We start from the raw sequence: 25020 nt of genomic DNA, 5'->3' as shown, positions 1-25020 counted from the left end.
CATTCATTACAGGAATGGCTCTTTTTCAAAATATTGCTCTTCGGCTGGGGAAGCAATGCCAGCCAGGTATGTGTTATCCAGTGAGATTTTCGAATTTAAAATACCTAGATAGACAGATTTTGAACGTTCATCAGCTAGCAAAGAGTATACTTTTTCATAATCATCGATGTGTGAATGGATAATAGAAAAAGGGGTTTCCTTTTGAAAAGTCCAATAATCCTTGGCAAGTCCGAAACCTCTGAAATCAATAGCGCTTTCTTCGATTCCAAGTGAAAGCAATTGTTTATTAATATCTGCTAAATGTAGAGCTGCAATAATTATCTTCGTATGAGGGTCTTCCTTTACTTTTGATACTACTTCCTCTGGAGATAAAACCATCAAATGATTATGCTTTGTCCCCCATTTTTCTCTTTTATTATCTGCAAAATAGGTAACTTTTTCACTAATGCCAAATTTCAACAGAAGGTCATATACTAATTGGCCAGTCGAGGCACTCCCCCAAATTATGATAGAGCCTACTTTTTTTACTTTTTCTATATACTTCTCTACATTAATACGGAAAAGGTCTTCTTTTAATAATTTAGATCTAAAGTCATTATAGTTATTCATAATCCATAGCTCGCTCCTTTGATGTTCGTTTTCTTTATGGATTTTTCTTTAACTGGTTCGGTCTGTCCTGATCACCATCGGCTTTGAAGAATAAAGTACCATCAAATTTGTAATGGGCCCAAATATCTGCATTTTTACGTACAAAAGGTTCAAAGTAGTTCGGGATTACATTAGGATCATGATCCGTTCGAAGCTTGAATCCAGCACTTAAAATATGTTTTTCATTGAAGCCGAGTGTGTAAAAATCAATGTATTCGTATTCGTGTTCCTTTAATAAGCTAGCGAAGTTTTTCCCTAAACTTGCGAAAAGTTGTTGATCACCTATGTAGTCAACAATTCTCATTATCTTACTGCCATTACACTCGATAGTTCTCGTCATCATAAGCGCACCGGTCTTCCGATTTGCATCTTGAAGACCGTAAACATTATATTTATAGTACGGATGGTTAAAAAATCTTTTATTTATATACCAATAATCCTTATACGGGATTGATTCAACACGGTCTATATCAAAATTTCTTTTTACATCATCGATAGAATTGAATTCAACTAAAAATGTCCCATTATCAGTGACTTCATAATCCGCACTATCCTTATTTTGAATGATCGCGATTTTGTATTCGTCGATTTCATTGTTCAATAAGTAGTATTGTTGCATCCTTGCAACTTTATCTCCAAAAAACATCCTTCTCAATGGAATGGTTGTATTAGGATTTGCACCATTGCCAATTTGCGTGCGACATCCAGTCAAGGCAAACACTCTTCGGGCAAGCTCCACCCCTAAAAACGGAATATTGTCGTGAGTGTCCACAACCTTCCACATACTTCCCCATATGTCTTTTTTAGTTGAATCTGGAGTTTGAGAACAATTTAAAAAGCCAAAGATACCTTCGATTAACTGCGTTCCTTTATCAATAGCAAGGACAAAGTTAACAGTGTCGCCATTAACATACTCATACTCAAATAGTTCTCTGTCGCGAGCCATTATATGCCCCTCGCGCCAATAGGTATCAAGGAAACTCATTATATTTTCAATGTCCGAATGTTTTGCGAGCCGTATTTCATATCTTTCATCGTATTTATTCATGGTGATTTATCTCAATCCCCTCTTTATTTCTTTGATACAACAGCAAGCACACCATCTGGAATTTCCTCATAGAGAGGGTGGAGAGTTCTTAATGCGAGTATTGCTCGCACGGCAAATTAAAGGAGTTCGCCTCGGAAATCGAATGGAAAAATGAGACATCTAATGCTAAAATTCAGATGCGCGACATCAATAGGTCGCGGCAGAACTGGTACACTTAGACTTTCATATCAATCACTTTACCGAGTGACGGATGAGGAGCAGCTTGAGTAGCCTGCTGTATACTTTGCTGGGCTTGTGTAAAATCTTGTATCATAGTTGTAGCTGCTGCTGCTTGAGTGTTTTGAATCATCTTAAGCATGCTGAGATTGACAGTATGCTGAAGTTGATTGAGCTGCGCACCCATAATAGAGTTCATATTCATAGATATTCCCCTCCTTATTCTTAAACCTCTTCTCTTTTTATCGGTTTGGAAAGTCTCTACTGTTACAATCAAATAGATGATGTCCGATAAAATGAAGAGAACATTCTTGCAGGAAGGTGACACCTTTGTCAACAAAACGCCGCTCCATACTCCTCATTTGTACCGTCCTCCTCGTCTTCATACACGCCGTCTACCTCAACGGCAATCTCTCCGACCTCCTCAACCTCGCCGCCCTCGAAATGGTCGCCCTGGCCATCCTGATCTCCTACGCGATCAAGCGCAAGCACGTTAAGCTGCGCAGCATGATCCGACTCTTGATCCACGGCCGCCAGGGGAACGTCGAGGAGACCATCAAGCGTTTCTACTACTACGCGCTTGTGCAAAAAGAGCAAGGCCAGCTCACACTGGAGAAGGAGCTGCAGCAAGAGCGCGATACCTTCGTCCAACGCGGCAGCCTCTTGGCGATCGAAGGCGTGACAGAGGAAGAGCTGCGCCTGGTGCTGGAGAATGAGTTAAAAGGAGAGCAGTATCGCTACCAGCAGGCCGGTGGCTTTTTTCGCCTGATCAGCTTGCTTGCTCCCGGCATGGGGCTGGTGGGGACGCTGCTCGGGATGACAGGGGTTCTGGGAAGCCTGGAGGATCTGTCGCAAACAGGTCTGAGCCTGAGTACAGCGGTCGTAGCGACCTTGTACGGTGCCTTGCTGGCCAATATGCTGGCCCTGCCGTGCTATTACCGTCTGATGGATATCTATGACCAGGAGATGTTTGAAAAAAGGCTCTACATCGAAGGTTGTGTCGGCTTGCAACGGATGGAGACGCCGCGTCTGCTGTTTGAAAAACTGAATTCGTTTCTGCCGGAAGACCAGAAGCTGGTTTTGGTCAGAGAGCCTGGCAGCATGAGGGGAACGATTGAAAGGCAGGGTCACTATGCATGACGATCGGCTGTACGACGAGAAGGAGCTGGAGAAAAGCTGGCTGCTCAGCTACAGTGACCTGATTACGCTGCTGTTCATCATTGTGGTGATTATCGCGGCTTCCTCCTCGACGGCAATCCGGACTGAGCGGGAAGAGGCGAAAAAGGAAGTGGCCAAGCAGCAGGAAAATCTTCACCAGGTGCACGAGAGCCTGGACTTGTTGAACCTGCAAAAGCTGGAATTGCAACGCGAAGTGCATCAGCTGGAGGCACGGAAAAAGACCTTGTCAGAGGACGGCGCCCTGGAGAGCCAGGGAGAAGCACCGCCTGTACCGCAGCCGCCACTGGGTTCCCAGGAGACGGGAGAGCGGGACATGGAGAAGGTGAGGACCCAGCTTTCCTCAGCCTTGAACGAATTGAATCTCGACTTCGAGGAGACAGCGGAAGGATTGCGGATTCGCCTGCCGGAGACGATTCTATTTCGGAGCGGCTCCGCCGATTTGCAGGAAAAGGGCAAAGAGGTCGTCGCGATAGTAGCTGGCGTCCTGCAGCAATACCCCCATTTGGTGCGCATCGAGGGATATACGGACGATGTGCCGATCGGGCGCAGTGCCTACAAGTCCAATTGGGAGCTTTCCTCGGCACGTGCCATCGCGGTAATGCGTGAGATGGTCGACGTGCACGAGCTGCCGGCTCCCCGATTTACCGTAGCTGGATGGGGAGAGCACAAGCCGCTGGTGGACAACTCCAATGAAGAGAATCGGGCTCGCAATCGTCGCGTAGAAATCATGATTTTAGCAGACAAGGAAGAATAATTTGACGATTTCCTCAATTTACAGGACATAAGTAGCAGGATTCCCTTATATCAGATAGAAGTATATCTGGCGGGAGTCCTTTTTGCCGTAGTTTTTTGAATCTTCTGCCTTGCTTGCCCATTTGCGAGCAGAAGGTTATACCCAGCTTGTGCACAACGTCATGTGGATAATGTGGATAACTCTGTGGAGAATGCCAAAAACGCGTGATTTTCTTGTGGACATGGTTGGGGACAAAAATGAATCAGACAGATCTAGGGGGTTATGACATGAAACTTGGAAAGAAGTGGCTGGCAACTCTTGCGCTGACGATTGGTTTCGGGATGGTGGCAGCGGGCTGTGGATCGGGCGCGGCGCCAAGCAGCGGATCGTCGGGTGGATCCGGTGAGAAGGTGTACGTGGTCGGGACGGACGCGGCCTATCCGCCGTTCCAGGTACTGGAGGCTGATGGCAAGATCACGGGCCATGACATCGATGTGATGAATGCCGTTGCGGAAGCGGGAGGCTTCAAGATCGAATGGCGCAATACAGGATGGGACCCGCTCTTTGACGGGTTGGACAAAGGGACGGTAGACATCGGGATCTCCTCGATTACCATCACCGACAAGCGCAAAGAAAAGTACGATTTCTCTGACTCCTACTTCGTGGCCAATCAGTTGATCCTGGTGCCCGAGGATTCCCCAGTGACGAAACTGGCGGACCTCGAAGGAAAGAACATCGGTGTCCAAGCAGCGACTACGGGAGAAGAAGTGGTGAAAAAAGCGTTTGGCGATACGTACGCGGGATTAAAGGGTTATGACGACATGCCTTCTTCCGTCGACGATTTCTTTAATGGCCGTGTCGATGCAGTAGTAGGAGACAACGGGGTCATTGCGTTCTACGCGAAGAAAAACCCGGGCAAGAAATTCAAGCTTGTCGATGACCAATCCTTTGAAAAAGAATACTACGGCATCATGGTGAAAAAGGGCAATACCGAGATCTTGAACAAAATCAATGACGGTCTGAAAAAGATCAAGGAAAACGGCAAGCTCCAGGAAATCTACAACCAATACTTCGGCAACCAATAAAGCACACAGAACAGGTCGGGTGCGTCAGAATGGGGCGCACCCGCAGCCTGACAGCAACAGCCGAAACGTTGACAGCGTGCGTAAAGGAGGAAGGGACGTTTGGACTGGAGCGTCATTTATGATTACCGGGAGCTTTTTTACAAAGGCGTTATGGTCACGATTCTGCTCACCGTAGTTGCTACGGTCTGTGGAACCATCCTGGGATTGTTCATCAGTCTTGGGAAGATGTCGGGCATTCGGATCCTGCGCTGGATCTGCTCTATCTACGTGGAGTTGTTCCGCGGGACGCCGATGCTTGTGCAGATCTTGTTGATCCACTTTGCTATCATTCCCTCGATTTGGGGACTTTTGTTTCCTGGGGAGAACAGTCCGGAAGCGATCTATTCCGGTTTTGTCGCGTTGTCGCTCAATGCGGCGGCGTATATAGCGGAGATCTTCCGGGCAGGAATCCAATCGATCGACCCCGGTCAGATGGAGGCAGCGCGTTCCTTGGGGATGACCAAAGGAATGGCGATGCGCACGATTATTCTGCCGCAGGCGTTTACTCGCATGCTTCCTGCATTTGGAAATGAATTCATTTCTCTTTTAAAGGACTCTTCCCTGACAGCGGTTATTGCTACTCCTGACCTGAACTATGCGGCGATGAACGTCGCGAAAAGCACCTTTGAACGCTATCCGCCGTATTTGACGGAAGCAGCGGTGTATCTGGTCTTGACGCTGTTCCTCTCGCGTGTGGTCGTGCGGGGATTGGAGAAAAAATATTCGACGCGTTGATGGAAAACAGGGGATTTGACTGTCCAAATTGGGAATGATATAGTCAGACACGGGAGAATGTCCCAGTTTCTTACAAAACGGTAAATAAGAAAGGGTTGTGCTTTTTCATGCAAGGCAAAGTGAAATGGTTTAACGCAGAAAAAGGGTTTGGTTTTATCGAGCGCGAAGGCGGCGACGACGTATTCGTTCACTTCTCCGCGATCCAATCGGATGGTTTCCGTACGTTGGAAGAAGGACAAGAGGTCGAATTCGACATTGTGGAAGGCGATCGTGGTCCGCAGGCAGCCAACGTCGTAAAATTGTAGGCAAAATGAAATCCCCCTGGCCTGTTGATAGGTGCAGGGGGATTAGTATGTTATCCGATCATTTTCATAATGCGAAGCGAGCGGTATTGGCGCAAATCGAGGAATTCTTCTCCCCGTCGCACCAGTGGACGAGTCGGTTCATCCTGATGTACCATGACAATTTCAACGGTATCTCCGTTGTTTAGGACGCCCTCGGTCCCGACATACAATTGAGCGATATAATGAATAAATAAAGACACGATGGAAGCTTGCAGCTTCAAGGCACAAGCCTGCTCCCACAGGATGTTGGCGGCTTCAAAAGGGGATATGCCCAACCTATAGACGCGATCGGTGCACATGGCATCGAAAAAGTCGGCCACGCTGACGATCTGGCATTCCAGAGGGATGGCTTCTTTGGTCAGCTGATGCGGATAGCCGCTGCCGTCCAGACGTTCATGATGCATCAGGGCGCACAAGGCGATCGTTTCTTCCGCACCGTCCATCTGGCGTATGATTTGGGAGCCGTACAGAGAGTGTTGTTTGATGACCTCATACTCGGTGGGTTCCAATCTCCCCGGCTTTGCGAGCAATTCGTCAGGGACCTGCAATTTTCCGATGTCGTGCAAAAGGCCCGCATGCCCGAGCATCATGACGTCCTCATCATTTTTTCCCAGCAATTTGCCGATAAGAGCGGACAGCATCCCTACATGAAGGGAGTGGCGAGCAAGGTAGTTTTGCGTTCCGCCTTGACTGTACACAAAACGAAGGAAGCTTGAATTCGGCAAAACATGCTCCAACAATGGAGTAAAGGCTTGATGAAAATGCTGAATAGGAGGAACCGCTCCACTCGCTACCTGCTCGAACAGGAGCTCCATTCGTTTCGTCGCGAGGAGATACTGGCGTGCTCCCTCTGCATCACTTTGGATCAGCAGCGGGAAGGGCATTGGTAATTCCGGTACTGCGTCTGATTCTGCTACGAATACCGCTGATATCTGGTGAGAACGAAGCAAGCGAATATCACTTTGATGTAGGACGACACCCGCCGGCAAGAGCAGGAGTCCATACTCATTGTAGATGTCTTTTGCCACCGTTTTGCCAATGATAGAGCGGGAAGGTTTCACCTCTATCATGATGAGGTCCTCCTGTGCGATCGATAACCGCGACTTATTGGGATATAGGTATTATTATAGCATAGCAGCCTAGTAAGTATTGGAAAAATTTAATTGAAAAAGAGTGAGGAACGCACAGGAATTGTAAAGATAATTTAAAGTTTCCAGCAGGATTATTTACAATAACGCCGAATATCTTTACATATAGACGGAAGGAGGTTGGAACCATGAAATTTAACATTCGTGGAGAAAACATTCAGATCACTGCAGCACTTCGTGACTATGTGGAAAAGAAAGTCGGCCGTCTTACCAAATATTTTGAAGAGCCATTTCCGGCAGAAGTGCAAGTCACCTTGCATGTTCAACGCGGAGAAGGCACGATCGAGGTAACGATTCCGTTGAACGGAGTAATTATCCGAGCAGAGGAAACGCATGATGATATGTACGCCGCCATCGACCTGGTGGTAGAGAAGCTGGAACGCCAGATTCGCAAGCACAAAACCAAGCTGATGCGAAAACTGAGGGTGGAGAGCAACAGCAGGATGATCCACGCCCAGCCAGTAGCTGTCCTGACGGCGGGTCAGGATGAGGAAGACATCGAGATCGATATCGTCCGTACCAAGCGATTCGATCTGAAGCCGATGGACGCTCACGAAGCAGTCATGCAGATGGATATGCTGGGACACAACTTCTTCGTCTTCCAAAACAGTGATACCAACGACGTCAATGTCGTCTACCGTCGCAACGATGGGCGTTACGGGTTAATCGAGCCCAAATAACGCAACCTTTTATCCTATGATTCGTATAACAGGGGAGTTGCTATTGGCAACTCCCTTTACTTGTATATATGAGCACTCATTTGCTAAAATAGCTTTTTGAGAGAGTATTTATTCGGTAGAAATTCAATGGGCAACTCTCCTGCACAGGCAATGATGATCAGCTTGTTAGGAGCGTATGGAAGGGGTGTCCTCATGTTAGGACTCGTAAAAAAGATTTTTGGCGATAGCAATGAGCGCGAAGTCAAAAAGATGTTCAAGCGCGTGGAAGCGATTAACGCGCTTGAATCCAGTGTCTCCGCGCTCTCTGATGATCAACTTCGTGCTAAGACAGAGGAGTTCAAGGCTCGTCTGGAAAAAGGCGAAAAACTGGACAACATCCTCAATGAAGCGTTTGCGGTGGTGCGCGAAGCATCCAAGCGCGTTCTCGGCATGCGCCACTTCGATGTTCAGTTGATCGGTGGTATGGTCCTGCAGGAAGGCCGGATTGCCGAGATGAAAACCGGGGAAGGGAAGACGCTGGTTGCTACGCTGGCGACCTATCTGAACGCGCTGCAAGGAAAAGGCGTCCATGTCGTCACGGTCAACGAATATCTGGCAGAACGCGATTCCAAGATCATGGGCCAGCTCTACAATTTCCTAGGAATGACAGTAGGCTTGAACAAGAATGGACTGAGCGCGGAGGAAAAGCGCGAAGCCTACGCTTGTGATATCACGTACGGGACCAACAACGAGTTCGGTTTCGACTACCTGCGCGACAACATGGTGCTGTACAAGGAACAAATGGTGCAGCGTCCGCTGTTCTATGCGATCATTGACGAGGTCGACAGCATCCTGATCGACGAAGCGCGTACGCCGCTGATTATTTCCGGGTCGGCGAACCGTTCGACTGAGTTGTATTACATCTGCTCCCATTTTGTAAAACGTCTGGAGCAGGAAAAAGACTTTACGATTGATGAAAAGCTGAAAATCGTTTCGCTAACCGATGAAGGGGTAGCGAAGATCGAGAAAGCGTTCAATATCGAGAACTTGTACGATACGGCGCATATGACGCTGAATCACCACATTACGGCTGCGCTGAAGGCGCAAGTATTGTTCAAGCGTGACGTCGATTACGTCGTTCAGGACGGCGAAGTGGTAATCGTCGACGAATTTACCGGACGTCTGATGGTGGGACGCCGTTACAGCGAGGGCTTGCACCAGGCGATCGAGGCCAAGGAAGGCCTGCGCGTGCAAAGCGAAAGCATGACGCTGGCGACGATTACGCTGCAAAACTACTTCCGTATGTATCAAAAGCTGGCCGGTATGACTGGTACCGCCAAAACAGAAGAAGAAGAGTTCAAGAAAATCTACGGGCTGGATGTCGTCGTCATCCCGACGAATCGACCTGTACAGCGTACGGATTACTCCGATCTGGTGTTCAAGACGGAAGCAGCCAAATACCGTGCTGTAGTTAATGACATCGTAGAGCGCCACAAAAAAGGCCAGCCGATTCTCGTGGGGACGATCTCGATCGAGAACTCGGAGCGGCTTTCCCAAATGTTGAAGCAAAAAGGCGTTCCGCATAACGTACTCAACGCGAAGCAGCATGAGCGGGAAGCAGAGATTATCGCTCGCGCTGGTCAATACGGTGCAGTGACGATCGCGACCAACATGGCCGGACGTGGTACGGATATTCAGCTTGGCGAGGGCGTCGCCGAAATTGGCGGTCTGCATATCATCGGTACCGAGCGTCACGAAAGCCGCCGCATTGACAACCAGCTGCGCGGTCGTGCCGGACGTCAAGGGGACCCAGGTTCATCCCAGTTCTTCCTCTCGATGCAGGATGAGCTGATGCGTCGCTTCGGTGCAGACAACATCATGGCAATGATGGATCGCATGGGCATGGAAGAGGACATGCCGATCGAAAGCCGTCTGGTTACACGCGCGGTAGAATCCGCACAAAAACGGGTGGAGGGCTCCAACTTCGATGCCCGTAAAGTCGTTCTTCAATACGATGACGTCATGAACCAGCAGCGTACCGTGATTTACAAGCAACGCCGCGACATTTTGGAAAAAGAAGATCTGAAAGACGTGGCTCTCGGCATGCTGTACAGCGTGTTGGAAAGAAATGTGGCTGCGCATTGTCCGAAAGAAGAGGTGCCGGAGGATTGGGATCTGCAAGCTCTGGCAGACGCTGCCAACAGTACCTTCCTGCATGACGAGGTCATCACGGCGCAGATGCTCAAGGGCAAAGAAGCCGAAGAGATCACCGAACTGCTGAAAGCCGAAGTGCTGAAGCAGTACGAGCAGCGTGAAGCCGAGATCGGCGAGATGATTCGCGAGTTCGAGAAGGTCGTCATCTTGCGTGCAGTAGACAGCAAGTGGATGGATCATATCGACGCGATGGACCAACTGCGTCAAGGGATTCACCTGCGTGCATACGGTCAAAACGATCCGCTGCGCGAATACCAGTTTGAAGGCTACGAGATGTTCCAATCCATGGTGGCTGCCGTCGAAGAAGAAGTGGCGATGTACATCATGAAGGCCGAAGTAAGCCAAAACCTGGAGCGTGAGGATGTCATCCGCGGGCAGGGCATGGACCCGTCCCAGCTGCAAACCTCTGGACCAGACAGTCGTCCAACCAGCTCCACCTCTGGCGATGCCGATCCGAAGGGACAGAACCGTGCCCAGCGCCGCCAGCAGGAGCAAGAGCGCCGTCGTCAAAACAAGAAAAACCAATAAATTCCAATCGAATTGCTATATAACGAAACCTTCCCATGCGGCCAAGTTGGTCGGGGAAGGTTTTTTTCTTGTTGTTTCCTATCAGGTAGACAGCATTCGTCCCCAGTCTTTCTTCCTCGTTGTGCCGATCGCGTCGATTTGTCTAACACTGGAAAAAGGGATCGAACGAATCTGCTGGTATTTGCCAGGGAAATCCATAGAATCGTAAGTACAACACTTTTTCAAATTCACGGGGACGGGGGTCATGAATATGAATACGACAGTCAACGTGCTAGGCATACAAGCAGAGGAAACGCTGCAGCGCATCGGGGCTACCTTGAAGGCAGTCATGCGTGGAGGGAAAGAAAACAGACAGGTTCAGATGATCGAGGAGACGGAAAAGATTCCCTGCCTCTTTACCGCACAGGGTCCCGTCTTTCAAGAAGAGCGTTTGGCGGAGATTCCTCCGACCCCATGGAAGAATAACGGGCAGATCCTGTATTTCAAGGGATGGTTTGATCCGGGAAACCGCGAATCAGGATTCCGTGATCATGGACGTATAGAAGAAAAACAACTGAATCGGCAAAAAATAAGAGCGAAGGAAGCACGCATAAGACAATCCTCGGCAGTGGTACTCTTTCCGCAAGAAACAGGCGAGAGGAGAAACAAGCAGCGTGACGTGAACTCCTCACTCTCCCCTCCACGGAAGCGAGCCGAGAGAGCCATGCTTGCTTGAAGATCGCAACTTCTCTTATGAGGGCAAGTTGTCAGGTTTGCGCATCTGGCAATTTGCGATACAATAAAAGGATAGCTTAGAGAAGAGAAGGTGATTCGCAACATGGCATTAATCGATATTGCGGACATCAAACAAGAGATGTCTAGTATGGCTAAACGTTTAGCAGATATCAGGGGGTCTCTTTGACCTTCCTGCAAAAGAAGAGCGGATCGGTGAGTTGGAGGAGCGGATGCTTGCTCCTGACTTTTGGGATGACAACGATGCCGCGCAGAAAACCATCAGCGAGCTGAACGCCGTCAAGAGCCTGACGGAGACGATGGGCAAGCTGGATGGACAATACGAAGACCTGCAGTTGATGCTGGAGCTGGTGATCGAAGAGGGGGACAGCTCTCTCATCCAGGATTTGTACGACAGCACCCAAGGACTGCGAAAAGCATTTGAGAGCTTTGAGCTCGAGCTGCTCCTAAGCGACCAGTACGACAAAAGCAATGCGATCTTGGAGCTTCACCCTGGAGCGGGTGGAACCGAGTCGCAGGATTGGGCGTCCATGCTTTTGCGTATGTATACGCGCTGGGGAGATGCCAAAGGCTTCAAAGTAGAGACGCTCGATTACTTGCCAGGGGATGAAGCGGGTGTCAAAAGCGTAACCCTGTTGATCAAGGGATACAATGCATACGGGTACCTCAAATCAGAAAAAGGGGTTCATCGTCTCGTGCGCATTTCGCCATTTGACTCTTCAGGCCGTCGCCATACGTCGTTTGTTTCCTGCAATGTATTGCCGGAGATCGAGAACGACAATGAGGTGCAAATTCGCTCGGAAGACCTCAAGGTGGACACCTATCGCTCCAGCGGTGCAGGTGGTCAGCATATCAACACGACTGACTCCGCTGTCCGGATTACGCATTTGCCGACAGGAATCGTCGTCACCTGTCAGACCGAAAGATCTCAGATCAAAAACCGCGAACGCGCCATGAAAATGCTGATGGCACGTCTCTTTGAACGCCAGAGAGAAGAACAGGAGAAAACATTGGCCTCCATCCAGGGTGAGCAAAAAGATATCGCCTGGGGCAGCCAGATTCGCTCCTATGTCTTTCATCCGTACAGCATGGTCAAGGACCATCGAACCAACGTGGAGGTTGGAAACGTGCAAGCTGTCATGGATGGCGAGATCGACGTATTCATCGATGCGTATTTGCGTTCCCAAATCAATCGATAACGAAATCGAGTGAAGTTGACGGCAGTGAGGTGAGCACTGCCGTTTTTATTTTGACTGAGTTTAAGTTTGGGGGATCCTTTAGGGTCTCCCTGTTTTTCAGCTTTTTCCTCCCCGGCACTACAGCTTGTAGACCACCATCATTTTTGCGCGTTTTTCTGATTTTCACATGGTATAATGGCAGACAAACATTCTGTATAAAAAGGAGAGTAGGGACATGTTGTACGTTGCATTTTTACCGATTATCGATCAGGAAAAAAATACACAGATCAGACCAGCACATCTGGAGTACATCAATGATTTGTACCAAAAGGGAAAGGTCTTCATGGCGGGACCGTTCACGGACAAGCAGGGCGGGTTGGTCATTTACAAAGCCGACAGCATGGAAGAGGCTCGTCTTTTGGCAGAAGCAGACCCGGTCGTGGTGGAAGGAGCCAGAACGCTGGAATTGCGTGAGTGGAATCCATTGGAGCTGCCGCTGAAGTAAACGTCATTTTCAGGAATGAAATACACCGCGCAGGGCATACTTAGCGAAGAATATCGAGAAAAGGAGGGAACAGCCCATGAAACGTTTTTCGCTCTCATTGGTAGCGGCTGTACTCGTGTTCGCGCTAAGTGCTTGCGGTGGAGGAAACAATCAGGCAACACCCAACAACAACAACCAGCCGGGGACACAGACGCCGGCCCCTGAACAAGGAACGGGAGGCACTGCGCCATCTGGCGGCTATGATGCGGCAACGGCAGAAGCATTGTTTAAAAATACTTGTGCCGGTTGCCACGGCCAAACGCTTGAAGGAGCAGTAGGACCCAATCTGCAAAAAATCGGCGGAACAATGAGCAAGGATCAAATTCTTGACGTACTTAAGAATGGAAAAGGCCAGATGCCACCTGGGTTGGTAAAAGGCAATGATGCTGAGACCTTGGCTGCTTGGCTGGCTGACAAAAAGTAAATATCCCTCCACAAGAAAGCGCCCGAGCTACATTCGGGCGTTTTTTCTATGAAAAAGGGTTGTATTCATTTTGAATTTTTATTATCATTCATGTATAAAAATACAGAATAAAGAGAGGGAAGAAACCATGATTCGGGTCGGAATTGTAGGGGCGACTGGCTACGGGGGAGCGGAATTGATTCGGTTGTTGGCAGGACATCCCCAAGTGCGCATCGCAAATTTGTATTCCAGTTCATCGCAAGGAGAACCGCTGGATCAGGTATTTCCGCATGTGTATAATCTCGGTTTGCCTGCATTGTCAGCGATTGATGCCGAGCATCTCAGCAAGGAAAATGATGTGGTCTTTTTTGCGACACCTGCAGGAGTAAGTGCGAAGCTGTCCCCGCAAGTAGTCGAGCTCGGAGGAAAAGTGATTGACTTATCTGGAGATTTCCGTCTGGAAAATCCGACTGTCTATCAGGAGTGGTATAAAAAGGATGCGGCACCAGAAGAGTGGATCAAGCGTGCTGTCTACGGTTTGACGGAGTGGAATAAGGAACAGGTGGCAGGGGCCAGCTTGATCGCCAATCCGGGATGCTATCCGACGGCTGCCCTGCTCGCTTTGCTGCCGCTGGCGAAATCCGGATGGGTGGCAGCAGACGGTTGGATCGTAGACGCCAAGTCAGGGGTATCGGGAGCGGGACGCGGGGTGTCTCTCGGTGTCCATTACAGTGAGATCAATGAGAGCATTCATGCCTATAAGGTCGGAAGCCATCAGCATACTCCGGAGATAGAACAAGAGATGACGCGGCAAAGCGGGGTAGAGACATTGATCCAGTTTACTCCGCATTTGGTGCCAATGACTCGGGGGATATTGGCGACGGCTTACGGCAAATTGACCAAGCAAGTAAGTCAGGCGCAGATTCAGGAGCTGTTCTTTGCTACGTATGCAGACCAGCCTTTCGTTCGGATTCGTCCCGCTGGCAGCCATCCGCGGACGAAAGAAGTGTACGGTTCCAACTATTGCGATATTGCTGTACATGTGGATGAACGCACCGGAAGAGTCATTCTCTTGTCTGTGATCGACAATGTGGTGAAAGGCGCAGCGGGTCAAGCGATTCACAATATGAACGTAATGTTTGAATTGCCCGAAACCATGGGATTGCCGCTGGTCCCCGTATTCCCGTAGAGGAGGAAGACAGATGGAAGAGATTGTGGTCATCAAATGCGGCGGGAGTACGATGGATCAATTGCCGGACAGCTTTTTTCAGGCGATTGCTAGCCTGCAGCAGGATGGGAAAAAGCTGGTGATTGTGCATGGCGGGGGACCGGCGATCAACGCGATGCTGGACCGGGTTCAGATTACACCGCAATTTGTCGACGGACAGCGTGTTACCTGCGAAGATACGCTTGGTGTCGTGGAAATGGTTTTGTGCGGAAGCATCAATAAGGCATTGGTACGGCGTTTGACGCAGGCAGGAGCGAAAGCGTGGGGTATGAGCGGAATCGATGGACAGACGATTGTCGCTGAGAAAACGGGCAAGCCGCTCGGCTGGGTAGGAGAGATCCGACAGGTGAATGCTGCGATTCCCCACGCGATCCTCACGCAAGGTTATTTGCCAGTCATCGCACCATTGTCTGTCAGCGCGGATGGCGGCAATACCTATAACGTCAACGCAGACGTAGCAGCAGGTGCTGTGTCCGCAGCGCTTGGTGCAAAGAGACTCGTGATGGTGACCGATGTGCCCGGGATTCTAGATGGCAGCAAGGCATTGGTTCAGGAGACCAACGCTCAGGAGATCGCTGCGATGATTGCCGATGAAGTGATTACAGGCGGCATGATCCCGAAAGTGCAGGCGGCGCTGGACGCTCTCGGCCAAGGGGTCGAACAGGTCGTGATCTGTAAAGGAACGGCCGAAGATCTGCTGGCTGTATGCGCAGGAAAAGAGGCAGGGACAACCGTCCGTACTAGGGGAGGGGTATATCAATGAGTACAGCAACAGCTTTTACGAATCTCATGAATAACTATGCAAGATGGCCGATCAGCCTCGTAAAAGGGCAGGGCAACCAGGTCTGGGACGATCAAGGCAAAGCGTATCTCGATTTTACGTCGGGCATCGCAGTTACCTCGCTAGGCCATGTCCCGCCGAAGGTGACTGCGAAGCTGCATGAACAATTGGATACCTTATGGCATTGCTCCAATTTATATCACATCCCGCAACAAGAGGTGCTGGCGGAGAAACTGACCCGCTTGTCCGGTCTGGATCGGGCCTTTTTTTGCAACAGCGGGGCCGAAGCCAACGAAGCTATGATCAAAATTGCCCGCAGATACGCCCAAAAGATAAAGGGAACGGATCAGTATGAAGTGATTACCTTCGCCCAATCCTTTCACGGTCGGACATTGGCCACTTTGACTGCCACCGGGCAAGATAAGGTCAAAGACGGATTTGCACCATTGCCGATCGGATTTGTCACTGTCCCCTACAACGATCTGTCTGCGGTGAAGGCAGTGATCACTGACAAGACTTGCGCAATTATGCTGGAACTGGTGCAAGGCGAGGGTGGCGTGAATCCTGCAGATGAGGCATGGGTCAAGGCATTGCGGAAATTGTGCGACGAGTACGGGTTATTGTTGTTGATTGATGAAATTCAGACCGGGATTGCACGCACTGGCACCTGGTTTGCTTTCCAGCAATACGGGATTCAACCCGATGCGATCTCTCTGGCAAAAGGCTTGGGCAGCGGCTTCCCGATCGGAGCGATTGTCGCAACGGAGGAGGTAGCGCAGGCGTTCACTCCTGGTACTCACGGAACGACCTTTGGCGGCAATCCGCTTGCTGCCACGGCCGGGATCGCTACCTTGGAGACGATGGAGGACGAACAGATCCTCGACAAGGTCGCTGCGATTCACAATAGGCTTATGGATGAACTGCTGAAACTGCAGGCAGCACATCCGGATAAAATCATCGCTGTGCGGGGCAAAGGCCTGCTGATGGGGGTAGAGCTTGCCGTTCCGGCCGGAGATGTGATTGCCTATGCGCGTGAAAAAGGTGTTTTGCTGCTGTCAGCAGGGGTCCATGTATTACGGTTGCTCCCTTCCTTTATTACGACGCAGGAAGAAATCGAACAGGTGATGGCTGTCCTGAACGAAGCTTTGCAATAGAAAAAACCATGGTTTGGCAATTGCAACGAGTCACGAGATTCAAAAAACTCGTTGCATTTTTATTAAATGAAATGTATATTAATACACATGGTTGCATATATTTTTGCTAGCGAGTGTCCTTTGGAGAGGAGTGGCTTTCATAGATGAATAGAGAGAATACAGGTCATGGAACAGGATACCTCACGCTGGAGAGCGGAGAGGTGTTTACCGGAACGCTATACGGTGCATTGATTGGCGGAGTCGGCGAAGTGGTTTTTCATACAGGCATGACAGGATATCAGGAAGTGATGAGCGATCCTTCTTTTGCAGGTCAAATCGTCACCTTTACGTACCCCCTGATCGGAAATTACGGCATTAACGAGCAGGATTTTGAAGCAGCAAAGCCAGCTCTCACGGGAATGGTCGTCAGCGAATTGTGCAACGAGCCGAGCCATTACCAATCCCAAAAAACGCTGGCGGAGGTCGCGGACCAATACGGCTTTCCGATCCTCGCTGGAATCGATACCCGGACGATTACCAAACGCGTACGGCAAGACGGCCCTTTGTTCGGTGTGATTTCGGACCGTATCTTGACTGCGGAGGAAGTCGTCTCCCTGCGAAACAAGCATGCAAAAAAATCGCTGGTAGCGGATGTCTCCACACAGCAGATCGTCCGCTATGCAGGCAGCGGAGAACATATCGTGCTCGTGGATTTGGGAATGAAAACCTCCATACTTCACGCTCTGCTTGAGCTGGAATGCCAGGTGACCGTGGTGCCATTCGACACCCCCATCTCCCAGATCAAAGAACTGCAGCCGGATGGCTTGCTCTTTTCCAATGGTCCTGGAGATCCTGAGCATCTCCTCGCCTATTGCAGCGAATGGCGCAAGCTCGTGGAGCAGTATCCGACGCTTGGCATATGCCTGGGGCATCAAGTGTTGGCCTTGATGTATGGAGCGAAGACAGAAAAGCTGAAATACGGTCACCGCGGCGGAAATCATCCCGTCAAGGAGCTGCAGACCGGCAAAGTATATATGACCTCGCAAAATCACGGGTATGTGGTGAAAGAGGAATCGCTGGACAAACGCCAGCTGATGGTCTCGTATCGCAACGTCAACGACGGTTCAGTCGAAGGACTCCGCCACCTGAGCCTCCCCGTTTTCAGTGTCCAATTCCATCCGGAGGCACATCCCGGACCGAGCGACACCTCTCATTTGTTTCACCAATTCTTGCAATCGATGCGCGTAGTAGGAGCGAACAGATATGCCTAAATTGCCACACATACACAAAGTACTGGTTATTGGTTCTGGCCCGATTGTCATCGGTCAGGCAGCGGAATTTGACTATGCAGGGGCACAGGCGTGCCTTTCTCTGAAGGAGGAGGGCGTGCAGGTCATCCTGGTGAACAACAATCCGGCTACGATCATGACCGATGAGCAGCTGGCCGACAAAGTATACCTGGAGCCATTGACACTGGAATCCGTCACGGAAATTATCGCCAAGGAGCGGCCGGATGGCCTTCTGCCCACATTGGGCGGCCAGACTGGCTTGAATCTGGCTGTAGCGCTGTCTGAGGCAGGCGTGCTGCAAAAGTACAACGTAGAGCTGCTGGGAACGCCTTTGGCGGCGATTCAGAACGGCGAGGATCGCGAACTGTTTAAACAACTGATGCAGCAGATCGGAGAGCCGGTGCCTGAGAGCGACACGGTGGAATCCGTCGAGGAAGCGATTGCGTTTGCCAATTCGATCGGCTATCCCGTCATTGTGCGTCCGGCCTATACGTTGGGAGGCGCAGGGGGAGGCATTGCAGCAGATGAACCGTCGTTGCGCAAGGTGGCGGCTGGAGGCATCGCGGCAAGCCCGATCGGACAGGTGCTGATCGAACGCAGCGTCAAAGGCTGGAAGGAAATCGAGTACGAAGTCATGCGTGATGCCAATGACACCTGCATCATCGTGTGCAATATGGAGAATCTGGACCCGGTCGGGATCCATACAGGCGACAGCATCGTCGTAGCGCCGTCCCAGACCTTGACGGATCGACAGTATCAGATGCTGCGCAGCGTCTCCACCAAAGTAATCCGTTCCTTGGGCGTCGTCGGCGGCTGCAATATCCAGTTCGCTCTCGACCCATTGTCCGATCAGTATGTACTGATTGAGGTAAACCCGCGTGTAAGCCGCTCCAGTGCCTTGGCGTCCAAAGCGACGGGATACCCGATCGCCCGAATCGCTGCCAAGCTGGCTTTGGGCTTCGGACTGGATGAGGTGACGAATCCGATCACGGGGTACACCTATGCCAGCTTCGAGCCATCTTTGGATTATGTTGTCGTAAAAATTCCTCGCTTCCCATTTGACAAATTCCCGTTGGCGGACCGGAAGCTGGGAACCCAGATGAAGGCGACAGGGGAAGTCATGTCCATCGCACGCAACCTGGAGGCTGGCTTGCTGAAAGCTGTGCGCTCGCTGGAACAGGGCTGCACGCATCTCGTTCGGCCTGAGCTGGCAGCATGGACTCGCGAGCAATTGAGCGTTGCCTTGCAGGAGGCGACAGACATTCGCTTGTTTGTCCTGGCAGAGGCGATCCGCAAAGGCTTCACTGAAGAAGAACTGCACAGCCTGACTGGTGTGGATCCGTTTTTCTTGCGCAGTGTTCGCAAGATTGTGGATTTGGAAGCAGAGCTGGCTTCCTGCGCGGGCCGTGATTTGCCGACAGACCTGTTGCGGACAGCGAAAAAACGCGGTTTTGCTGACGAGACGATCGCTTCCTTGACGGGCTCGACTTCCGCTCAGATAAAAGCAGCCCGCAAAGAGGCTGGCATTGCGCCAACGTATAAAATCGTCGATACATGCGCGGCTGAGTTTGATGCGCAAACTCCTTATTACTATTCCGATTGGCAGGGAACGGATGAAGTAGAAGCATTGGAAGGACGCAAAGTGCTGGTGCTTGGTTCCGGCCCCATCCGGATCGGTCAGGGAATCGAGTTCGACTACTGCTCCGTACATGCGGCGAAATCGCTGCAGGCGAGCGGGATCAAGGCAGTTGTGGTGAACAACAACCCGGAGACGGTCAGTACTGACTACGAGACGGCTGACCACCTGTACTTCGAGCCCTTGCATGTTGAAGATGTTCTGCACATTGCAGAACACGAGCAAGTGGAAGGCGTCATGGTGCAGTTCGGCGGTCAAACTGCGATCAATCTGGCTGCCAAGCTGGAAAGAGCCGGTCTGAAGATCTTGGGCACTTCCTTGGAAGCAATCGAGCGGGCGGAGGATCGCGAGCTGTTCTACGACATGCTGCGCAAGCTGGACATACCGCACATCCCCGGAAAAGGCGTCTCCTCTCAGGAGGACGCAGCGGCGATTGCCGAGGAGATCGGTTATCCCGTATTGATGCGTCCGTCGTATGTCATCGGCGGACAGGGAATGGCGGTCGTCCATGACGTCACCGAGCTGACTGCCACGATCAACGATTGGCTGAATCATCCCGACAGCAGCTCCTTCTTCCCGCTGTTGGTCGACAAATATGTACCGGGGCGTGAGGCGGAGGTAGACGCTGTCTGCGACGGCGAGCAGGTGCTGATCCCGGGCATTTTCCAGCATGTAGAAAAAGCCGGCATACACTCTGGCGACAGTGTGGCCCTCTTCCCGGCCCCCGAGCTGTCCGCAGAAGTGAAGCAAAAAATCGAAAGCTATACTGAAGCGATTGCCCGTGAAATGGGTGCAGTCGGCCTGATCAATATTCAATTTGTCATCGACGGTTCGACTGTTTACGTTTTGGAAGTGAATCCGCGCGCTTCGCGTACTGTTCCGATTACCAGCAAAGTAACCGGCATCCCGATGGTCCAGTTGGCGGTACGGGCGCAATTGGGTGAGAAGCTACAGGACATGAATTTTGGAACCGGATTGCTGCCGGAAATTCCGTTTGCGGTAGTGAAAGCCCCTGTCTTTTCAACGGTCAAGCTCAATGGAGTCGACCCGGCATTGGGTCCCGAGATGAAATCGACCGGGGAAGTGCTCGGCTTGGGACGATCGTTCGCAGAGGCGGCAGGCAAGGCATTTGCTTTCAAGGACAATATGTATGGCGATTGGCAAGCAGGCAGCCTCGTGATTGTCTCCCTGACAGACAGCGACAAGCAAGCTGGAGTAGCGGCAACCTTGGCGCAGATGAAAGAAGAGGGAGCGGTGTTCGCAGCTACGGCAGGCACGGCAGCTTGGCTCGCCGAGCACCAGATTGAAGTGGCTCATGTGCTCGAACAGGATGCCCAGCTGGTCTCCCTGCTGCAGCAAGAAAAGGCTGCCTTTGCCCTGGTGACGGCAACCAAAGGAAATCGTCATGGACGTCTTGGATTTGCACTGCGCAGCCGTTTGGTCCAGCAAGGTGTGCCGCTGTTTTCCGCAGTCGAGACGTTTGAGTTGTACGTGCAGTCCATTTTGAAGAAAAGAGGTGGCTCTCATGCAGCCAGTGAAGATATTGGAACACTTACCCAACTTGCCGCTCAGCAAGCATAAAGGAAAAGACCTCTTGCGCATCGACGAGTTCAACGGTGAAGAACTAATGGAGCTGCTGCAGCTGGCTGCTCATATCAAACAGCTTCAGAAGCATGGACAGCCATTCCAACCTTTGCAGGGCAAGACGCTCGGGATGATTTTTGACAAGGCTTCTACGCGTACTCGCGTCTCCTTTGAGGTAGGGATGTATCAGCTCGGCGGCATGGGCATGTTTTTGAGTGGAAAAGAACTGCAATTAGGGCGCGGAGAACCAATCAGCGATACCGCCAAGGTCCTCTCCCGTTATGTAGATGCCGTCATGATCCGCACCTTCTCTCATGAGTACGTGGAGGAGCTGGCTCACCATGCCTCGATCCCGATCATCAACGGTCTGACGGATCTCTACCACCCGTGCCAGGCATTGGCAGACATGCTGACGATCTGGGAGCATAAAGGGAAGCTGCAGGGCGTCAAGCTGGCGTACATTGGCGATGGAAACAATGTCGCCAACTCCTTGGTGCTGGCAGCCGTACTGCTTGGCCTGGATATGCGTGTGGCAACGCCAGTCGGCTATGAAATGGACAGCGCGATTGTGCAAAAGGCGAAGGAGTACGCGGCGGCAAGCGGCGGCAAGCTGTTGCTGACGCATGATGTCGTCGAGGCGGTAGCGGGAGCGGATGCGGTGTATACCGACGTATGGACCAGCATGGGCTTTGAGGCGGAGAATGAGGTTCGTCTGAAAGCATTTGCCGACTACCAGGTAAATGAAAAGCTGGTAGCGCATGCGGACCACGACTATCTCTTTTTGCACTGTCTGCCGGCCCATCGCGGCGAAGAAGTGACAGCAGGTGTCATCGATGGCCCCCGTTCTTTCATTTTCGATCAGGCAGAGAACAGACTCCATGCCCAAAAGGCAATTCTTGCAGCTTTAGTATGAGGTTCGATCTAGTTCATCTAGTTCTATAGAATCAATTTGCAAAAAAACTGCTAGAATAGAAAACGGGCATTGCCGAAATTTGTCACGAACATGTAAAATATGGGTAAGAAAGCGCGAGGAAGTGCAGACTTTATTTGGTCGCTTGGTCTGTACGGAGCGAGTAGCGAATCCGCCCTCTCTTTTTGAGAGGAAGGGAGGCAGAAGCTGTATATGGTCGCTTGGCTTCTACCTTGAACAAGTAGCGAAACCAGCTTTCTCCACTATTGTGACGAGGAGGGGGAATGAAGATGAAAAAATGGTTCGCAGCAATTATGATGGTGGTAGCAATCGTAGCTGCTACATCGGCAAACTACCATATTGGCTAATTAACCGTAATGAAGAAACACCGCTTGTTTCAAGTGGTGTTTTTTCTTAAACCTGGAGGAAAATGACATGCTACTGGACGTCATTTGTTTTTCTTTCCTCGTGGCCTTAATACGGGGTGGGAGAATAAAAGAGTTTCCGAAGTTCCAAAAAATTTATCTCTTGGTTATCACGATTGGCTTACAGGTATGTGCCGTATTCTTCCCGTTAATCGGTGGAATATTCATATCAATTGCTTATTTGTTCATCCTGGCATTCCTTGTTTTCAATCGAGAGTTTGAAGACATCAGAATTTTCATGGTTGGTTGGTTTTTGAATTCGCTTGCAATCTGGACAAATGGTGGCAAAATGCCGATTGATCCCGTGCAGGCGAGAAAATTGCCCTATAATTTTGAAGAGGTAGTGAACGGAACCAATTTCAAGCATAGCGTTTTGACGGAAAGCACCAATCTCCCCTTTCTAACAGATGTGATCTACATGCCTTCCATCATTCCACGAGTGATTAGTATCGGGGATATCTTTATCATGCTGGGAGCGTTTTTGCTTGTCCAACGCCTGATGAATAAACCAATCTCCTTAATACGACTTCGAGAAGGTAAGAGCTATGCGGCAAAAAAATAAAATTGGATTCTATATTAAGGGGATTATAGTCCAGATTGGTTTCGTTGTAGCTGCAATCAGTATTTTCTATTCATCTTTGTCTCAATGGGAGCCAAGAGAACATTGGGGAGTATTATTTATTTATACTCTCCTTACCATTTTTTCATGTTTTACTCCTGTAAGAAACGCAAACACAATTATGACCGTGAACAATGCAGTCATATTTTCAGGCATTCTTCTCTATGGAGTTTGGGTCGGTGTTTGGACAGCAGTTATTGAGGCCATTATTATTGCAACGCTCGTTCGTATTAATCCATTAAAGGCACTTATGAATATTGGTCAGTTGCTCATGACCATATGGACGGTTGCTTATCTAAACACTTTGCTTAAAAGTGTGGACTTTCTATCACCGCTTATTTCAGATTTGATACTGACAGTCGTATACTGGTTCGTTAATTTAGTCTTGGTAGGCCTGGCTATTTCCTATTTTCAAAACAAGGGCTGGGTTCGTACGGTAATAGCGATATCCAAAGGATTTACTTCAACCTATTTATTGCTGCTGATCTTGGCTGGAGTTGGGTCTCGCCTCGTGGAGTACTATGGAGTCATTGCCCTGGTGCCTATGGTGATTGCCTTCTTAACGATCAGCTTCGTCTTCCACCATTATTACGACAATGTTGTAAAACTCCAGCAAAAAGTGGAGGAAGTCAAGCGTTTCAACCACAACTTCCTGACGACGATGGCGGCCTCCATAGATGCGCGCGATCGCTACACAAGCGGACACTCTCTGCGAGTCGCTTACTGGGGCAGAGAAATCGCCAAGCAGATCGGCCTTTCTTCGGAAAAAGTCGATGAAGTGTATTTTGGCGGCATTCTGCACGACATTGGGAAGATCGGGATTGAAGATGAGATTCTGAATAAAAAAGGGAGATTAACACCGGAGGAATACGATAAGATCAAACAGCATACGGTGATCGGATATGAGATTATCAAGCAGGCTGGGATGTTTCATGAGCTGTTGCCTGCTATTCGTTCCCATCATGAACGGGTTGACGGAAAAGGATACCCGGACGGCTTGGTAGGAAACGAGATACCGCTCATCGCACGTATTCTGGCTGTCTCAGATGCGTTCGATGCCATGGTGGCAGATCGGCCTTATCGCAAAGGATTGCCAATCGATCAAGCCTTGCAAGAGATTCGACGCGGAGCAGGGACACAGTTTGACGAAGAGCTGGCAAGCCATTTCATCGTGGTAATCAACAGTTTGCCGCGGGAAGAGCTAGAAAAAATCATCAGGCAGAATGGGCAAGAACACAAACCGTTTCAGGATGCATTCCATTAGAAAGGAAGCGTATCCTGGCAAACGGTTTTTTCTATTTTTCTATAGTACAGCTACGTGGAAAGCCGCTTGCATAAGAGGACGAGACTCGCAATAATAAAAGTGTCTACCTGATTATGGAAAGGGGAGAGTCGGGGACTATGATTCCTACCTATCAAGATGGAGAAATGATTCTCAAGCTGTACAATCAGTATGAGTCGGAGCGGATGAGAGCGGCCAAAGCTTGGTTTGCCCAGGAGCTGAACGGACCAGCAAGGGTGAATCCTGCTGCATTTTGGGAGAAGTTCCCGCGAGGAAGCGAGGGCTTTACCCATTTTGTCACCTTGTACGGATTTTTTGAAATGGTGGGCGTACTGCATAAAAACGGTCTTATACATCCGGACCTTCTTTTTGACATGTGGTACATTAATGGATTCTATGACAAAATGTACCCGGTCATTGCCGATTGGCGCTCCCAGGGAGATATTCATATCGCCGAGAATTTTGAGCTGCTGGCGATCGCCGAGCGGGACTGGATCGGCAAAAAGAAGGGAGCAGCCTATGTTCCCCAAGTATCCTACCTAACCGAATAGGAACGTCCGCAGAACTGCCGAATGAGATGAGTCTGATTTCGGCAGTTTTTATTTGGCTGTGGAAAAGGGGAGATGTTTCGAGAAAAGAGGTTGTATTTTTATAAGTTACTTTGTATAATTACTCACATAAGAAAAACTTCGGCACTAAG

24 protein-coding genes are annotated in these 25020 nt (G+C 50.1%); 20 read left to right on the top strand and 4 right to left on the bottom strand.

Features of this window, described 5'->3' with window-relative positions; all coding sequences use genetic code 11:
* Positions 1-6 precede the first annotated feature (6 nt).
* The 3 genes from EDM58_RS22465 to EDM58_RS22455 all read right to left on the bottom strand — a co-directional run bounded on the left by EDM58_RS22465 (position 7) and on the right by EDM58_RS22455 (position 2117).
* The gene (locus EDM58_RS22465) at positions 7-609 is read right to left on the bottom strand and encodes a hypothetical protein (RefSeq protein WP_122915313.1); all 603 of its coding nucleotides are present in this window, start codon (positions 607-609) and stop codon (positions 7-9) included.
* A gap of 34 nt (positions 610-643) precedes the next feature.
* On the bottom strand, positions 644-1696 hold the full coding sequence (locus EDM58_RS22460; protein WP_122915312.1) for a hypothetical protein: 1053 nt from the start codon (positions 1694-1696) through the stop codon (positions 644-646).
* Between the two features lie 214 nt (positions 1697-1910).
* Positions 1911-2117: a polyribonucleotide nucleotidyltransferase gene (locus EDM58_RS22455; protein ID WP_122915311.1), complete on the bottom strand. Its 207-nt coding sequence runs from the start codon at positions 2115-2117 to the stop codon at positions 1911-1913.
* A 125-nt stretch (positions 2118-2242) separates the two neighbouring features.
* Here EDM58_RS22455 and EDM58_RS22450 point away from each other — a divergent pair, with 125 nt between their 5' ends.
* From EDM58_RS22450 to cspD, 5 genes are all read left to right on the top strand, one after another.
* Positions 2243-3052, top strand: coding sequence for a motility protein A (locus EDM58_RS22450; RefSeq protein ID WP_023555321.1), 810 nt, complete (start codon positions 2243-2245; stop codon positions 3050-3052).
* Positions 3045-3845, top strand: a complete 801-nt coding sequence (locus tag EDM58_RS22445; RefSeq protein ID WP_122915310.1) for an OmpA/MotB family protein — start codon at positions 3045-3047, stop codon at positions 3843-3845. The genes EDM58_RS22450 and EDM58_RS22445 overlap by 8 nt, the downstream gene beginning before the upstream one ends.
* Before the next feature lie 266 nt (positions 3846-4111).
* Positions 4112-4909 carry a basic amino acid ABC transporter substrate-binding protein gene (locus EDM58_RS22440; RefSeq protein ID WP_023555323.1) on the top strand — a complete coding sequence of 266 codons (798 nt, stop codon included), beginning with the start codon at positions 4112-4114 and terminating at the stop codon, positions 4907-4909.
* A 99-nt stretch (positions 4910-5008) separates the two neighbouring features.
* Positions 5009-5683 (top strand): amino acid ABC transporter permease, encoded by a 675-nt coding sequence (locus EDM58_RS22435; protein ID WP_031306328.1) that lies wholly within the window; start codon positions 5009-5011, stop codon positions 5681-5683.
* 107 nt (positions 5684-5790) lie between these two features.
* A complete protein-coding gene (gene cspD, locus EDM58_RS22430; protein WP_023555326.1) occupies positions 5791-5988 on the top strand; it encodes a cold-shock protein CspD in 198 nt (65 codons plus the stop codon).
* A 50-nt stretch (positions 5989-6038) separates the two neighbouring features.
* Here cspD and EDM58_RS22425 read toward each other — a convergent pair whose 3' ends face one another.
* On the bottom strand, positions 6039-7097 hold the full coding sequence (locus EDM58_RS22425) for an HD-GYP domain-containing protein (RefSeq protein ID WP_122915309.1): 1059 nt from the start codon (positions 7095-7097) through the stop codon (positions 6039-6041).
* Between the two features lie 206 nt (positions 7098-7303).
* Here EDM58_RS22425 and hpf point away from each other — a divergent pair, with 206 nt between their 5' ends.
* From hpf to EDM58_RS22350, 15 genes are all read left to right on the top strand, one after another.
* Positions 7304-7855, top strand: coding sequence for a ribosome hibernation-promoting factor, HPF/YfiA family (gene hpf / locus EDM58_RS22420; RefSeq protein ID WP_023555329.1), 552 nt, complete (start codon positions 7304-7306; stop codon positions 7853-7855).
* Positions 7856-8047: 192 nt separating this feature from the next.
* Positions 8048-10576 (top strand): preprotein translocase subunit SecA, encoded by a 2529-nt coding sequence (gene secA / locus EDM58_RS22415; protein ID WP_122915308.1) that lies wholly within the window; start codon positions 8048-8050, stop codon positions 10574-10576.
* A 250-nt stretch (positions 10577-10826) separates the two neighbouring features.
* On the top strand, positions 10827-11291 hold the full coding sequence (locus tag EDM58_RS22410; protein ID WP_122915307.1) for a hypothetical protein: 465 nt from the start codon (positions 10827-10829) through the stop codon (positions 11289-11291).
* Between the two features lie 102 nt (positions 11292-11393).
* Positions 11394-12507 (top strand): peptide chain release factor 2 gene (gene prfB / locus EDM58_RS22405; protein WP_122915306.1). Its coding sequence is split into 2 segments (ribosomal slippage): positions 11394-11474 and positions 11476-12507, totalling 1113 coding nucleotides; the frame shifts between segments, so codons are not numbered across the junction.
* A 214-nt stretch (positions 12508-12721) separates the two neighbouring features.
* Positions 12722-12991, top strand: a complete 270-nt coding sequence (locus EDM58_RS22400) for a YciI family protein (protein ID WP_122915305.1) — start codon at positions 12722-12724, stop codon at positions 12989-12991.
* A gap of 76 nt (positions 12992-13067) precedes the next feature.
* On the top strand, positions 13068-13454 hold the full coding sequence (cccB, locus tag EDM58_RS22395; protein WP_122915304.1) for a cytochrome c551: 387 nt from the start codon (positions 13068-13070) through the stop codon (positions 13452-13454).
* Between the two features lie 127 nt (positions 13455-13581).
* The gene (gene argC, locus EDM58_RS22390; RefSeq protein WP_122915303.1) at positions 13582-14622 is read left to right on the top strand and encodes an N-acetyl-gamma-glutamyl-phosphate reductase; all 1041 of its coding nucleotides are present in this window, start codon (positions 13582-13584) and stop codon (positions 14620-14622) included.
* Between the two features lie 13 nt (positions 14623-14635).
* The gene (argB, locus tag EDM58_RS22385) at positions 14636-15424 is read left to right on the top strand and encodes an acetylglutamate kinase (protein WP_122915302.1); all 789 of its coding nucleotides are present in this window, start codon (positions 14636-14638) and stop codon (positions 15422-15424) included.
* Complete coding sequence (locus tag EDM58_RS22380; protein ID WP_122915301.1) at positions 15421-16596, top strand: aspartate aminotransferase family protein; 1176 nt, start codon at positions 15421-15423, stop codon at positions 16594-16596. Before argB ends, EDM58_RS22380 begins: the two co-directional genes overlap by 4 nt.
* A 143-nt stretch (positions 16597-16739) precedes the next feature.
* The gene (locus tag EDM58_RS22375; RefSeq protein WP_122915300.1) at positions 16740-17846 is read left to right on the top strand and encodes a carbamoyl phosphate synthase small subunit; all 1107 of its coding nucleotides are present in this window, start codon (positions 16740-16742) and stop codon (positions 17844-17846) included.
* The gene (carB, locus tag EDM58_RS22370; RefSeq protein WP_122915299.1) at positions 17839-21081 is read left to right on the top strand and encodes a carbamoyl-phosphate synthase (glutamine-hydrolyzing) large subunit; all 3243 of its coding nucleotides are present in this window, start codon (positions 17839-17841) and stop codon (positions 21079-21081) included. The genes EDM58_RS22375 and carB overlap by 8 nt, the downstream gene beginning before the upstream one ends.
* A complete protein-coding gene (gene argF / locus EDM58_RS22365; RefSeq protein ID WP_122915298.1) occupies positions 21026-21997 on the top strand; it encodes an ornithine carbamoyltransferase in 972 nt (323 codons plus the stop codon). Before carB ends, argF begins: the two co-directional genes overlap by 56 nt.
* 432 nt (positions 21998-22429) lie before the next feature.
* Positions 22430-22981: a DUF5317 domain-containing protein gene (locus tag EDM58_RS22360; protein ID WP_023555341.1), complete on the top strand. Its 552-nt coding sequence runs from the start codon at positions 22430-22432 to the stop codon at positions 22979-22981.
* 568 nt (positions 22982-23549) lie between these two features.
* A complete protein-coding gene (locus tag EDM58_RS26310; protein ID WP_246000972.1) occupies positions 23550-24302 on the top strand; it encodes an HD-GYP domain-containing protein in 753 nt (250 codons plus the stop codon).
* A 137-nt stretch (positions 24303-24439) separates the two neighbouring features.
* Complete coding sequence (locus EDM58_RS22350) at positions 24440-24871, top strand: DUF4760 domain-containing protein (protein ID WP_122915296.1); 432 nt, start codon at positions 24440-24442, stop codon at positions 24869-24871.
* The last annotated feature ends 149 nt before the right edge of the window (positions 24872-25020 follow it).

Origin of the sequence: Brevibacillus panacihumi, assembly GCF_003710985.1 — a bacterium.
In the GTDB taxonomy this organism is placed as follows: Bacteria; Bacillota; Bacilli; order Brevibacillales; family Brevibacillaceae; genus Brevibacillus; species Brevibacillus panacihumi.
Note: the sequence above shows the minus strand (reverse complement) of the source record. Positions and strands in the feature narration are given on the sequence as shown.